Source organism: Pseudomonas sp. PDM13 (assembly GCF_025685765.1).
Classification (GTDB): domain Bacteria; phylum Pseudomonadota; class Gammaproteobacteria; order Pseudomonadales; family Pseudomonadaceae; genus Metapseudomonas; species Metapseudomonas solani.
In genome coordinates, this window is sequence record NZ_JAOTQU010000002.1 from 265,880 (window position 1) to 278,002 (window position 12,123).

The window sequence follows — 12,123 nt, forward strand, 5'->3', positions numbered from 1 at the left end:
GGCCCCCGATGCTCAAGCTCCACGGTTTTTCCGTCAGCAACTACTACAACATGGTCAAGCTGGCGCTGCTGACCAAAGGCATTCCCTTCGAAGAGGTGCTAGTCCACGGCAGCCAGGAGCCGGCCTTCCTCGCCATCAGCCCGCGCGGCAAGGTGCCGGTGCTGGAGACCGAGCAGGGCTTCATCAACGAGACCGGCGCCATCCTCGAATACCTCGAAGAGCGCTTCCCCCAGCGTCCGCTGCTGCCGGCCGACCCCTACCAGCGTGGCGTGGTCCGTGCGCTGGTGCGCGAGATCGAGCTGTACATCGAGCTGCCGGCACGCAGCTGTTATCCGCAGGCCTTCTTCGGCATGCCGCTGCCGGAGGCGATCCGCGAGAAGGGCAAGGCCGAGCTGCTGGCCGGCGTCGCCGCCCTGGCCCGTCACGGCCGCTTCGCGCCCTATGTGGCGGGGGATGCGCTGACCATCGCCGACCTGTACTTCCTCTACAGCATCGACCTGGCCTGCGAGGTGGCGCAGAAGCTGTTCGACACCGACCTGCTGGCCGAGCTGCCGGGCGCCCGCGCGCTGCTGGCCAAGCTGGGCGCCGAGCCGCACGTGCAGCGCATCGCCGCCGACAAGGCGCGGGAGATGCCGAGCTTCCTCGAGGCGGTCAAGGCCCGGGCACGGGGCTGAGGCTGCGTTTCAGCCGGGCAGTTCGCTCAGCCAGGCGTCGAGCTCCGCCCGGGAGCCGAACCTGATGAAGCGGATGCCGGCGTTGGCCGGGTCCGTCCGCTCGGCGGCGAAGCGCTCGCGGTAGAGCGCATGGCGCGTCCAGGCCCAGAGGATGATCGAACGCTCCGGGTCCAGGCTCAGCAGGTTACGCAGGCTCTCGCGGTTGCCGTTCCAGAGCGCCTTGCGCAGCAGCAGGCGGCCCAGGGTGCGGGTGATGATCTGGCGCATCACGACCGGGCGTGGCAGGTCGAGCCAGATCACCGTATCGGCGCGGGAGAGCGTCAGCGGGCGCACGGCCGAGTAGGCGCCTTCGACTATCCAGCGCGGCGCCTGCAGGGCCGTCTCGACCCGCTCGCGGAATTCGGCGCGGGGCAGGGGCTGCCAGCCGGGCTGGTGGAAGATGGCGTCGAGTTCGATGTGCGGGCAGCCCAGGCGCGCGGCCAGGTGCTGCGCCAGGCGCGTCTTGCCGGCGCCCGAGCAACCGACGATGGAAATGCGCTGGCCGACGTGCGTCGGCCAGTTATCGGGGCTGTGGTCCTGCATGGGCATCCCTGCCGGTCGCCGGGGCGACCTTGTATCAGCGTGCGGCGAGCAGTGCCTTGCCACGGGTGACGGCGGCGCGGACCTGGTTCGGCGCGGTACCGCCGATGTGGTCGCGGGCGTTGACCGAGCCTTCCAGGGTCAGCACGGCGAAGACGTCGTCGTCGATCTGGTCGCTGAATGTGCGTAGCTCGTCGAGGCTCATCTCGGCCAGGTCCTTGCCGGACTCGACGCCGTACTTCACCGCATGGCCGACGATCTCGTGGCAGTCACGGAAGGGCAGGCCCTTGCGCACCAGGTAGTCGGCCAGGTCGGTGGCGGTGGAGAAACCACGGCGGGCCGCTTCGCGCATCACCGCATGGCGCGGCTTGATCGCCGGGATCATGTCGGCGAAGGCGCGCAGGGAATCGCGCAGGGTGTCGGCGGCGTCGAACAGCGGTTCCTTGTCTTCCTGGTTGTCCTTGTTATAGGCCAGTGGCTGGCCCTTCATCAGGGTCAGCAGGCCCATCAGCGCGCCGAACACGCGACCGGACTTGCCACGCACCAACTCGGGCACGTCGGGGTTCTTCTTCTGCGGCATGATCGAGGAGCCGGTGCAGAAGCGGTCGGGCAGGTCGATGAACTGGAACTGGGCGCTGGTCCAGAGCACCAGCTCTTCGGAGAAGCGCGACAGGTGCATCATCGCCAGGGAGGCGGCGGCGCAGAATTCGATGGCGAAGTCGCGGTCGGACACGCCGTCCAGGGAGTTGCCGCCGACGGCGTCGAAGCCCAGCAGGCGGCAGGTGACTTCGCGCTGGATCGGGTAGGTGGTGCCGGCCAGGGCGGCGCTGCCCAGGGGCATGCGGTTGACGCGCTTGCGGCAGTCCACCAGGCGCTCGTGGTCGCGGCTGAGCATTTCGAACCAGGCCAGCAGGTGGTGGCCGAAGGTCACCGGTTGCGCGGTCTGCAGGTGGGTGAAGCCGGGCATGATGGTGTCCGCTTCGCGCTCGGCCTGCTGCAGCAGGCCCTGCTGCAGGCGGGTGATCTCGCCGAGGATGATGTCGATCTCGTCGCGCAGCCAGAGGCGGATGTCGGTGGCCACCTGGTCGTTGCGCGAGCGGCCGGTGTGCAGCTTCTTGCCGGTGATGCCGATGCGGTCGGTCAGGCGTGCCTCGATGTTCATGTGCACGTCTTCCAGGTCGACGCGCCAGTCGAAGGTGCCGGCCTCGATCTCGGCCTGGATTTCCTTCAGGCCCTTCTCGATGGCGTCGCGCTCATCGCCGGTCAGCACGCCGGCTTCGGCCAACATGGTGGCGTGGGCGATGGAGCCCATGATGTCGTGGCGATACAGGCGCTTGTCGAAGTCGACGGAGGCGGTGAAGCGGGCGACGAAGGCGTCGACGGGCTCGCTGAAGCGGCCACCCCAGGACTGGTTGGTCTTGTCGGTGCTCATGAGTGGGCTCGGTGTTGGCGGTGAAAGAAGGCCGATGGCCGAAAAATTACCGGCAATAATAACAGCGTTGCTCATAAAACCGGCGTGTCCCGTCCGACTGACCTGCCGGTCGGCGATTGTCGCCTGCTTCACAGTTTTTCATCGCCAACAGCATTTCAGTGCTTTATTTCGCCCGGCCGGAGCGCTCTGGCTTGCCGCCTGACGGGCGCTTACGGAAACTGGCCGGATGCCTCCAGACAATCGCAACAAGGCGCGCGCCGCCGCGTCCATCGATGATTTCTTCCTGCCGGAGCTGTGCCTGCCCGAGGCGCTGCTGGGCCTCGTGCTGCTCGCCGAGCTGCTGGTGATGGTGCTGGTGCTGGCCGAGCCCATGCTGCCGAATTTCGACTGGATACGCCTGGCGCTGACGTCGCTCTTCGTGCAATGGATCGTGCTGCTTTCCGCCGCGCTGCTGTGCCAGCTGCGCCCCTTGCTGGCCCGCATCCGCGCGGCGCTGGCCGGAATCATCTGCTGCCTGATCGTGGTCGGGCTGACCCTGTCCTGCACCGCCGTGGCCGACTACTACGACCTGGGCGGGCCGTTGCCGCGCGCCGGCGAGGTCAACCTTTACCTGCGTCATGGGCTGATCAGCCTGATCATGTCGGCGCTGCTGCTGCGCTACTTCTTCCTGCAGAGCCAGTGGCGCCGGCAGCAGCAGGCCGAGCTGCGGGCACGCATCGAATCGCTGCAGGCGCGCATCCGCCCGCACTTCCTGTTCAACAGCCTCAACAGCATCGCCAGCCTGGTGGTCATCGACCCGTACAAGGCCGAGCAGGCGGTGCTCGACCTTTCCGACCTGTTTCGCGCCAGCCTGGCCAAGCCCGGCACCCTGGTCAGCTGGGCCGAGGAACTGGAGCTGTCGAAACGATATTTGTCGATCGAGCAATATCGTCTCGGAGAACGGCTACAGTTGGATTGGCAGGTTGATGATGTGCCCGATGATTTGCCGATTCCGCAACTGACCCTGCAACCCCTGTTGGAGAATGCCCTGATCTATGGCATTCAACCGCGCATAGAGGGTGGGCTGGTCAGGGTGGAAGCGGAGTACAGGGATGGTGTGTTCCTGCTCTGCGTGAGCAACCCCTTCGATGCGGGTGCGGAACCCCAGCCTTCACGCGGAACCCATCAGGCGCTCACTAATATCGATGCTCGACTTACGGCACTTTTCGGCTCCAGAGCCAGTCTCAGCGTGGAGCGCCGTGACGGTCGCCACTTCACCTGTCTACGCTATCCTTGTGCGAGACTCACGCAGGAAGCCCGAGCAATATGAATGTCCTGATCGTCGATGACGAACCCCTTGCCCGAGAGCGTCTCAGCCGCCTGGTCTGCGACCTCGACGGATACCGAGTTCTAGAGCCCGCCGCCACCAATGGCGAAGAGGCTCTGACCCTGATCGACAGCCTGAAACCGGATGTCGTGTTGCTCGACATCCGCATGCCAGGGCTCGATGGCCTGCAGGTGGCCGCGCGGCTCTGTGAAAAGGAGGCACCGCCCGCGGTGATCTTCTGCACCGCCCATGACGAGTTCGCCCTGGATGCCTTCCAGGTCAGCGCCGTGGGTTATCTGGTCAAGCCGGTGCGGCCGGAGTCCCTGGCCGAAGCCCTGAAGAAGGCCGAGCGCCCGAACCGGGTGCAACTGGCGGCGCTGACCCGTCCCGCCGCCGAAAGCGGCACCGGGCCCCGCTCCCACATCAGCGCGCGGACCCGCAAGGGCATCGAGCTGATCCCCCTGGACCAGGTGATCTACTTCATCGCCGACCACAAGTACGTGACCCTGCGTCACGAGCACGGCGAGGTGTTGCTGGACGAACCCCTGAAGGCCCTGGAAGACGAATTCGGCGACCGTTTCGTGCGCATCCACCGCAACGCCCTGGTCGCCCGCGAGCGCATCGAGCGTCTGCAGCGCACCCCGCTGGGGCACTTCCAGCTGTTCCTCAAGGGCCTCAACGGCGATGCCCTGACGGTGAGCCGTCGCCATGTCGCCGGCGTGCGCAAGCTGATGCACAACCTCTAGGACGGATAGCCGCAGGCGCCGGGTTTCCCGCCCGCGCGCCGGCGGCTGTCTTGCCTGTTATCATTCCGGGCAGTCCTGCTTCCGGAAGTCATCATCCATGTCCCGCGAGATTCGCATCGCCACCCGCAAGAGTGCCCTGGCCCTGTGGCAGGCCGAGTTCGTCAAAGCCAGCCTGGAGAAGGCCCATCCCGGGCTCAAGGTCAGCCTGGTGCCCATGGTCAGCCGCGGCGACAAGCTGCTCGACGCGCCCCTGGCGAAAATCGGCGGCAAGGGCCTGTTCGTCAAGGAACTGGAAACCGCCCTGCTGGAGGACGAGGCCGATATCGCCGTGCACTCCATGAAGGACGTGCCCATGGACTTCCCCGATGGCCTTGGCCTGTTCTGCATCTGCGAGCGCGAAGACCCGCGCGACGCTTTCGTCTCCAACACCTTCGACAGCCTCGACGCGCTGCCCGCCGGTGCCGTGGTCGGCACCTCCAGCCTGCGCCGCCAGGCCCAGCTGCTGGCGCGTCGTCCGGACCTGAAGATCCAGTTCCTGCGGGGCAACGTGAACACCCGCCTGGCCAAGCTCGATGCCGGCGAATACGACGCCATCATCCTCGCCGCCGCCGGCCTGATCCGCCTCGGCTTCCAGAACCGCATCCGCTCCTCCATCAGCGTCGACGACAGCCTGCCGGCCGGTGGCCAGGGCGCCGTGGGCATCGAGTGCCGCACCGCCGACACCGAGATCCACGCCCTGCTGGCGCCCCTGCACCACCGCGACACCGCCCTGCGCGTCACCGCCGAGCGCGCCCTGAACAAGCGCCTCAATGGCGGCTGCCAGGTGCCCATCGCCTGCTACGCGATCCTCGAGGACGACCAGCTGTGGCTGCGCGGCCTGGTCGGCCAGCCCGACGGCGGCACCCTGCTGCGCGCCGAGTCCCGCGCGCTGGCCAGCGATGCCGAAAGCCTCGGCGTGCGCGTCGCCGAGGACCTGCTCGGCCAGGGCGCCGAAGCCATCCTCCAGGCTGTCTATGGTGAGGCCGGTCATCCGTGACCGGCTGGCGCCTGCTGCTGACGCGCCCCGCCGACGACAGCGCGGCATTGGGCGAGACCCTCGCCCAGTGCGGCGTGCACAGCGCCAGCCTGCCGTTGCTGGACATCCAGCCGCTGGCTGAAACCCCCGAACACCGCACCACCCTCCTCGGCCTCGATCGCTACGCTGCGGTCATCGTGGTCAGCAAGCCCGCTGCCCGCCTCGGCCTGGAACGTCTCGGTCAGCATTGGCCGCAGCCACCTGCCGCCGTGCGCTGGTTCAGCGTCGGCGCCGCGACTGGCGAGCTGCTGGCCGCTGCCGGCCTCGATACCCACTGGCCGGAAGGCGGCGATGACAGCGAGGCCCTGCTGGCGCTGCCGGCCTTCGCCGAGGCGCTGGCCTCGCCGCGCAAGCGCGTGCTGATCATGCGTGGCGAGGGTGGCCGAGAATTCCTCGCCGAGCGTTTGCGCGGCCAAGGCATTGCGGTGGACTATCTGGAACTCTACCGCCGCCGCCTGCCCGACTACCCGCCGCGCAGCCTGCAGCGGCTGATTCAAGCGGAACGCCTGAACGGGCTGGTGGTCAGCAGTGGGCAGGGTTTCGAGCACCTGAACACATTGGCCGGGGATGATTGGCCCGCCCTGGCCCGTCTACCCTTGTTCGTACCGAGCCCGCGCGTGGCCGAACTGGCCCGCGATGCGGGCGCGCAAGTCGTTGTGGACTGCCGGGGCGCCAGCGCCTCGGCTTTGCTGGCGGCGCTGGAAAATCATCCGGCCCCGGCCCCCTGATGCAAAGGATGGATACGTGAGCGAAGCAGAACTGGCGAAAACCGAGCAGCAACCCCCGGCCTCCGAGCCCGTCATTCCTCCCACCGCCAAGCCGGTTTCCCGGGGTGGTGGCCTGGCCATCCTGGCGTTGCTGGTGGGCGCCGCCGGTGTTGCCGTCGCCGGCTGGAGCCTGTGGCAGATCCGCAGCCTCGAAGCCCGTGACCAGCAGCAGCTGAGCCTGGTCGAGGACGCCCGTGGCCAGGCCCAGTCGCTGCAGCAGCGCGAGAAGAAGCTCACCGAGCGCCTCGACCAGTTGCCCAGCGCCGAAGAGCTGGATGAACGCCGCCGCCTGCTGGGCAACCTGCAGGGCGACCAGCAGCGCCTCAGCCAGCGCCTGGAAACCGTGCTCGGTGCCAGCCGCAAGGACTGGCGCCTGGCCGAGGCCGAACACCTCTTGCGCCTGGCCAGCCTGCGCCTCTCCGCGCTGCAGGACATCACCAGCGCCAAGGCCCTGGTGGAAGCGGCCGATGACATCCTCCGCGACCAGGACGACCCCGCCGCCTTCGCCGCCCGCGAGCAACTCTCGCGCAGCCTTGAAGCGCTGCGCACCACGCCGCAGCCGGACCGCACCGGGCTGTTCCTGCAACTCGGCGCGCTGCGCGAGCAGGCGGCTCAGCTCAACCCCCTGGCCCCGGCCTTCGAAGACAAGGGCGGCGTGCTGCGCAGCATGGCCGCCGAAGGCGATGGCGGCAGCTGGTGGGCCGAATGGCTGGAGAAGCTCTCCCACTACTTCCGCATCCAGTTCGATGCCGACCAGAACATCAAGCCGCTGCTCGCCGGCCAGGGCCTGTCCCAGGTACGCCTGGCCCTGTCCCTCGCCCTCGAACAGGCGCAGTGGGCTGCCCTGCATGGCCAGACCCAGGTCTATCGCCAGTCGTTGAAGCAGGCCCGCGAGGTGCTGGATTCGCAGTTCAACGCCGAGAACCCCGAAAGCCGCGCGCTGCTGGCGCGCCTCGATGAACTCGCCACCCAGCCGGTGGAAGTGAAGACGCCCGACCTCGGCGCCTCCCTCGAAGCGCTCCAGGCCTATCTGCAGCGCAGCCAGCGTCTCGCCGAGCCCAAGGCCGCCAAGGCCGCCGCCGAGCCCGAAGTCGATGCCTCCCAGGACCCCGAAGCCGCACCGCCGGTGGAGGGCCAGGGCCAATGAGACGCACCCTCCTGATCCTGTTGCTCCTGGCCGCCGCCGGCACCCTGATCGGCATGGCCGTCGTCCAACACCAGGGCTATGTCCTGTTCGCCTACAAGGGCTTCCGCTACGAGTCCAGCCTCTGGGCCTTCCTCGCCCTGGTGGCCGTGGTCTGGCTGCTGCTGTGGCTGGTGCGCATGCTGCTGACCCTGGTGTTCGTCTCCAGCGGCGTGGTCAACCCCTGGTCCCGGCGTAATGCCCGTCGCCGCGTGCGCCTGGCGTCCGAACAGGGCCTGCTGGACCTGGCCGAAGGCCGCTGGGCCCGTGCCCTGCGCCACCTGCGCCGTGCCGCCGAGGCCGACCCACAACCCTTGATGTACTACCTCGGCGCCGCCCGGGCGGCCAACCGCATCGGCCAATACGAGGAGAGCGACCAGATGCTTGAGCGCGCCCTGGAGCGTCAGCCCCAGGCCGAGTTGGCCATCGCCCTGGCCCACGCCGAGCTGCAGCAGGAACGCGGTGAAACCGACGCCGCGCTGGAAACGCTCAAGATCATGCACGAGCGTCACCCGCGCCATCACCAGGTATTGCGCCAGCTGTTGCAGCTGCATCGTCAGCGTGGCGATTCGGCGGCCCTCGTGGGCCTGCTGCCGGAGTTGCGCAAGAACAAGGCGCTGCCGGAATCCGAGCTCAACCAGCTGGAACTGAGCGTGTGGAGTGATCGCCTGGTGCACGCCGGGCAGGCCGGCCTCAACGAGGGCGAGACCGCGCTCAACCCGTTGATCCAGGCCTGGCAGCATCTCTCGGCTGCGCAGCGTGCCGAGCCACGCCTGGTGCTCGCCTTCGCCAATCAGCTGCGCCAGCTGGGCGCCGAGCCCGAGGCCGAAGAGGCGGTACGCATCGCCCTCAAGCGGAGCTATGACGAATCCCTGGTGCGCTTCTACGGGCGCCTGCGTGGTGCCGATCCGGCCCGCCAGCTGCAGACCGCCGAAGCCTTCCTCAAGGATCATCCGACCGACCCGGCGCTGTTCCTCACCCTGGGCCGTCTGTGCCTGCAGAACAGCCTGTGGGGCAAGGCACGGGAGTATTTCGATACTGGCCTGAGCTTCTCCCGCGAGCCGGAACTCTGCGCCGAGCAGGCCCGCCTGCTGGCTCAGATGGGCGAGATGGAGCGCAGCAACCAGCTGTTCCAGGAAGGCCTGGTGCAGCACCTGCCAGCCCTGCCCCTGCCCGGCGAGCGCGTCGCCTGATGCCACGCCGCCGTCCTGGCGGCGCGTTTCTCACGAGCCCTGGTAGCTGATGCGGTAGATGGCTCCGGCCTGGTCGTCACTGACCAGCAGCGAGCCATCCGGCGCCACCAGCACATCCGCCGGGCGCCCCCAGACCTCGCCATTCTCCAGCCAGCCCTCGGCGAACACGCTCTGGCGCTTCAGGCTGCCGTCCTCGTTCAGCTCCACACGCTTGATGCGGTAACCGATCTTCTCGCTGCGGTTCCACGAGCCGTGCTCGGCGATGAACAGGTTGTTGCGGTACTCGGCCGGGAACTGGCTGCCGGTGTAGAAGCGCAGCCCCAGGGGCGCCACATGGGGGCCGAGCTTGGCCACCGGGGCGACGAACTCCTTGCACGGGCGCTTGCCGAACTCCGGGTCGGCGACGCTGCCAGCATGGCAGTACGGGAAGCCGAAATGCGGGTTGGGCCCGGTGATGCGGTTGAGCTCGCAGTCCGGGGTGTCGTCGCCCAGCAGGTCGCGGCCGTTGTCGCTGAACCACAGCTCGCCGGTCTTCGGGTGCCAGTCGAAACCCACGGTGTTGCGGATGCCCCTGGCCACCAGCTCCAGGCCGCTGCCATCGGGGTTCATGCGGTGCAGCGCGGCGTAGGTGTCGGGGTCGCGTTCACAGACGTTGCAGGGCGCGCCCACCGGCACGTAGAGCTTGCCGTCGGGGCCGAAGGCGATGAATTTCCAGCCGTGGTGGGTCTCGGCAGGGAAGGCCGGGCCCACCTGCTCGGGCTGGGGCGGGGTATCCAGCTGCGACTCGATGTCGCGCAGGCGCAGGATGCGGCTGATCGCCGACACGTACAGGTCGCCCTCGTGGAAGGCCACGCCAACCGGCATCTTCAGGCCGCTGGCCAGGGTACGGACCTTGCCGCTGCGGGTGTCCAGGGCATACACCTTGCCGGCGGCATTGCTGCCCACGAACAACGTGCCCTCGGCGCCCCAGGTCATTTCCCGGGCGCTGGGCACCTGGTCGCTGAGCACCTCGATGCGGAACCCCGGGGGCAGGCGGATCTTCTCCAGGGGGGCCTGGGCAAGGGCGATGAGGGGCAGGAACAACAGCAGTGCCAGTAACCGACGCATGGCAGTCTTCTCCGGATGGGTACCCGCAGCAGACTAGCCGGTCGTCTTGAAAGGCCAAGGGGCTTCCTCTACCGTAGCGGCCTCTCATCACTCCTCGGAGCCGCCATGACCCTGGCCAGCCCGCGTTCCCTGTTCTTCGCCGCCTTCCTCGCCTGTGTCGCCGTCATGGGCGGTGCGCTCTACCTGGAGCATGCGATGGGCCTGGAGCCCTGCCCGCTGTGCATCGTGCAGCGGATCTTCATCATCCTCTTCGGCGTGGTCTGCCTGATCGCTGCGCTGCACGCGCCCCAGGCCCGTGGCCGTCGCGTCTACTCCGGGCTGGCGCTGCTGTTTGCCGCCGGTGGTGCCGCGACCGCCGGCCGCCAGGTGTGGTTGCAGGGCGTGCCCGCCGACCAGCTCCCGGCCTGCCTGCCGAGCCTGGAGTACATGATGGATGCGCTGCCCTTCCAGGAAATCATCAAGCTGATGCTGCACGGCACCGCCGATTGCGCAGAAGTCACCTGGACCCTGTTCGGCATGAGCATTCCCGAGTGGAGCCTGCTGGCCTTCGCCGGCTGCATCCTCTTCTCGCTCTACCAGATGCTGCGCCGCAGCTGACGCCTCCCGCGCCGCGCCCGGCTCGTGTCCGGGCGCGCGTCCTTGCCGCACCTCTCCGCCTCTGATGCAGAAGCCACGCCGGCTGCGGCGTGACGATTAAACGCTCGTATGAAATTTTCCCGACCAGGTGCCTTGCTGGCAAACAGTCACGGGCATAATCTGGCCCGCACGTGACGCCGGAAAGCTGCCGTTTCCGCGTCGCCTTCCCCGTTTTTGCACCGATCGACAAAAAACCGTCTCGGAGCAGACGAACAAGGCATTACCGATAGGGAAGCGAGGACATCATGCTCGAGAGTTGCCAGAACGCTCAGGAACGTTGGGGTGGGGTGCACCAGTTGATCGATCGCTGGTTGCTGGAGCGCCAGGAACTGGTCCGGGTCTTCACCAGTGTCAACGACAGGCCACAAGCGCCTGCGGTGGAAGACTTGCAAGGGTTCTGCGAAGTACTGGTCGACTACGTGTCGGCGGGCCACTTCGAGGTCTACGAACAGCTGCTCAACGAGGCCAAGGCCTTTGGTGACCAGCGCGGCCTGGAGCTGGCCAAGCAGATCTACCCCCGCATCGAGGCCATCACCGAGGTCGCGCTGGGCTTCAACGATTGCTGCGATGGCAGCGACAGCCGCGAAGTCTGCCTGGCCACCGAACTCAAACGACTCGGCCCATTGCTGCACGAGCGCTTCGAACTGGAGGACTGCCTCATCGAAGTGCTGCACAACGCCCACCAGAACCAGGGCGCGCAGCTCGCGTGAGTCACCGGACCTCGAGCAATTCGAGGTCGAACACCAAGGGGGCGTAGGGCGGAATCAGATCCCCTGCGCCTTCTTCGCCATAGGCCTGGGATGATGGAATCACCAGGCGCCACTTGGCCCCCACCGGCATCTCCTGCAAGGCGCTTCGCCAACCGGCTATCACGCTGTCGAGGCGAAACCATTGGGGCTTGTCGCTCGCGTCGAAAACGCTGCCGTCTGCCAGCTGCCCACGGTAGTTGACCCGCACCTGCGAATGCGCGCCCGGCTTCGCACCGCTGCCGGCGCGCAGCTCGGTCACCAGCACGCCGTCGGTCAGTTCGCGCACACCGTATTTGCCACGCTCCAGGGCGATGAAGCGTTTCTCTGCGGCGATGGCTTTCTGCGCGGATTGGCCGCTCTGTTCCATGCTCGCTTCATGGGCATCGAGCAGGTGCTCCATGCGCTGTGCATCCAGCTCCAGCTTCTCTCCGCGATAGGCCTGGGTAAGGCCCCGCAGCAATGATTCCAGCTGCAGTTGCGGTGCTTCTTCACGCAGCCGCTCGCCCAGTTTTACGCCCATGCTGTAGGCGAGATCCTTCTCTTCATCAGCGGCTTGGGCGGTGAGCGCAAGCAGGCACAGACACAGTGGAACGACAGCGCGCATCGGACATTCTCCCAGGGTGAAATGCCGGCGAGTATGACAGCCATGCAGTTTGGAATAACGGGGAACTAGCGA

General features: G+C 67.3%; 13 protein-coding genes. 9 read left to right on the top strand and 4 right to left on the bottom strand.

What is annotated here, in order from left to right:
- Positions 1 to 8: 8 nt before the first annotated feature.
- Entirely contained in the window at positions 9 to 674 is a 666-nt protein-coding gene (locus OEJ36_RS03215; RefSeq protein WP_263400353.1) for a glutathione S-transferase family protein, read from the top strand.
- 9 nt (positions 675 to 683) lie between these two features.
- On the opposite strand, the gene OEJ36_RS03220 is transcribed toward OEJ36_RS03215, so the two are convergent.
- Both OEJ36_RS03220 and argH read right to left on the bottom strand, forming a co-directional pair.
- Positions 684 to 1,256 carry an adenylate kinase gene (locus OEJ36_RS03220; RefSeq protein WP_263400354.1) on the bottom strand — a complete coding sequence of 191 codons (573 nt, stop codon included), beginning with the start codon at positions 1,254 to 1,256 and terminating at the stop codon, positions 684 to 686.
- 34 nt (positions 1,257 to 1,290) lie between these two features.
- The gene (gene argH, locus OEJ36_RS03225) at positions 1,291 to 2,685 is read right to left on the bottom strand and encodes an argininosuccinate lyase (RefSeq protein WP_263400355.1); all 1,395 of its coding nucleotides are present in this window, start codon (positions 2,683 to 2,685) and stop codon (positions 1,291 to 1,293) included.
- 226 nt (positions 2,686 to 2,911) lie between these two features.
- On the opposite strand from argH, the gene OEJ36_RS03230 reads away from it, so the two are divergent.
- From OEJ36_RS03230 to OEJ36_RS03255, 6 genes are all read left to right on the top strand, one after another.
- Complete coding sequence (locus OEJ36_RS03230) at positions 2,912 to 3,994, top strand: sensor histidine kinase (RefSeq protein ID WP_184488280.1); 1,083 nt, start codon at positions 2,912 to 2,914, stop codon at positions 3,992 to 3,994.
- Positions 3,991 to 4,737, top strand: a complete 747-nt coding sequence (locus tag OEJ36_RS03235; protein ID WP_021218976.1) for a LytR/AlgR family response regulator transcription factor — start codon at positions 3,991 to 3,993, stop codon at positions 4,735 to 4,737. Before OEJ36_RS03230 ends, OEJ36_RS03235 begins: the two co-directional genes overlap by 4 nt.
- 97 nt (positions 4,738 to 4,834) lie before the next feature.
- A complete protein-coding gene (gene hemC / locus OEJ36_RS03240; RefSeq protein WP_263400356.1) occupies positions 4,835 to 5,773 on the top strand; it encodes a hydroxymethylbilane synthase in 939 nt (312 codons plus the stop codon).
- The gene (locus OEJ36_RS03245) at positions 5,770 to 6,540 is read left to right on the top strand and encodes a uroporphyrinogen-III synthase (protein ID WP_263400357.1); all 771 of its coding nucleotides are present in this window, start codon (positions 5,770 to 5,772) and stop codon (positions 6,538 to 6,540) included. The genes hemC and OEJ36_RS03245 overlap by 4 nt, the downstream gene beginning before the upstream one ends.
- A 16-nt stretch (positions 6,541 to 6,556) precedes the next feature.
- Positions 6,557 to 7,726 carry a uroporphyrinogen-III C-methyltransferase gene (locus OEJ36_RS03250; RefSeq protein ID WP_263400358.1) on the top strand — a complete coding sequence of 390 codons (1,170 nt, stop codon included), beginning with the start codon at positions 6,557 to 6,559 and terminating at the stop codon, positions 7,724 to 7,726.
- Positions 7,723 to 8,955 carry a heme biosynthesis HemY N-terminal domain-containing protein gene (locus OEJ36_RS03255; RefSeq protein ID WP_263400359.1) on the top strand — a complete coding sequence of 411 codons (1,233 nt, stop codon included), beginning with the start codon at positions 7,723 to 7,725 and terminating at the stop codon, positions 8,953 to 8,955. The genes OEJ36_RS03250 and OEJ36_RS03255 overlap by 4 nt, the downstream gene beginning before the upstream one ends.
- A gap of 30 nt (positions 8,956 to 8,985) precedes the next feature.
- On the opposite strand, the gene OEJ36_RS03260 is transcribed toward OEJ36_RS03255, so the two are convergent.
- Positions 8,986 to 10,062, bottom strand: coding sequence for a PQQ-dependent sugar dehydrogenase (locus tag OEJ36_RS03260; RefSeq protein ID WP_263400360.1), 1,077 nt, complete (start codon positions 10,060 to 10,062; stop codon positions 8,986 to 8,988).
- Between the two features lie 105 nt (positions 10,063 to 10,167).
- Between OEJ36_RS03260 and OEJ36_RS03265 the strand changes: the two genes are divergently transcribed.
- Together OEJ36_RS03265 and rsd are read left to right on the top strand one after the other, a co-directional pair.
- Positions 10,168 to 10,659: a disulfide bond formation protein B gene (locus tag OEJ36_RS03265; protein WP_021218982.1), complete on the top strand. Its 492-nt coding sequence runs from the start codon at positions 10,168 to 10,170 to the stop codon at positions 10,657 to 10,659.
- 284 nt (positions 10,660 to 10,943) lie between these two features.
- On the top strand, positions 10,944 to 11,408 hold the full coding sequence (gene rsd, locus OEJ36_RS03270) for a sigma D regulator (RefSeq protein WP_263400361.1): 465 nt from the start codon (positions 10,944 to 10,946) through the stop codon (positions 11,406 to 11,408).
- 1 nt (position 11,409) lies between these two features.
- Here the strand turns inward: rsd and OEJ36_RS03275 are convergent, their stop codons facing one another.
- Complete coding sequence (locus tag OEJ36_RS03275) at positions 11,410 to 12,051, bottom strand: FKBP-type peptidyl-prolyl cis-trans isomerase (protein WP_263400362.1); 642 nt, start codon at positions 12,049 to 12,051, stop codon at positions 11,410 to 11,412.
- Positions 12,052 to 12,123 lie beyond the last annotated feature (72 nt).

Excerpts from the sequence above, each read along its gene's own strand:
- rsd (WP_263400361.1), top strand. The coding sequence starts at position 10,944 with ATGCTCGAGAGTTGCCAGAACGCTCAGGAACGTTGGGGTGGGGTGCAC.
- OEJ36_RS03255 (WP_263400359.1), top strand. The coding sequence starts at position 7,723 with ATGAGACGCACCCTCCTGATCCTGTTGCTCCTGGCCGCCGCCGGCACC.
- OEJ36_RS03235 (WP_021218976.1), top strand. The coding sequence starts at position 3,991 with ATGAATGTCCTGATCGTCGATGACGAACCCCTTGCCCGAGAGCGTCTC.
- argH (WP_263400355.1), bottom strand. The coding sequence starts at position 2,685 with ATGAGCACCGACAAGACCAACCAGTCCTGGGGTGGCCGCTTCAGCGAG.
- OEJ36_RS03220 (WP_263400354.1), bottom strand. The coding sequence starts at position 1,256 with ATGCAGGACCACAGCCCCGATAACTGGCCGACGCACGTCGGCCAGCGC.
- hemC (WP_263400356.1), top strand. The coding sequence starts at position 4,835 with ATGTCCCGCGAGATTCGCATCGCCACCCGCAAGAGTGCCCTGGCCCTG.
- OEJ36_RS03265 (WP_021218982.1), top strand. The coding sequence starts at position 10,168 with ATGACCCTGGCCAGCCCGCGTTCCCTGTTCTTCGCCGCCTTCCTCGCC.
- OEJ36_RS03260 (WP_263400360.1), bottom strand. The coding sequence starts at position 10,062 with ATGCGTCGGTTACTGGCACTGCTGTTGTTCCTGCCCCTCATCGCCCTT.
- OEJ36_RS03215 (WP_263400353.1), top strand. The coding sequence starts at position 9 with ATGCTCAAGCTCCACGGTTTTTCCGTCAGCAACTACTACAACATGGTC.
- OEJ36_RS03230 (WP_184488280.1), top strand. The coding sequence starts at position 2,912 with ATGCCTCCAGACAATCGCAACAAGGCGCGCGCCGCCGCGTCCATCGAT.
- OEJ36_RS03275 (WP_263400362.1), bottom strand. The coding sequence starts at position 12,051 with ATGCGCGCTGTCGTTCCACTGTGTCTGTGCCTGCTTGCGCTCACCGCC.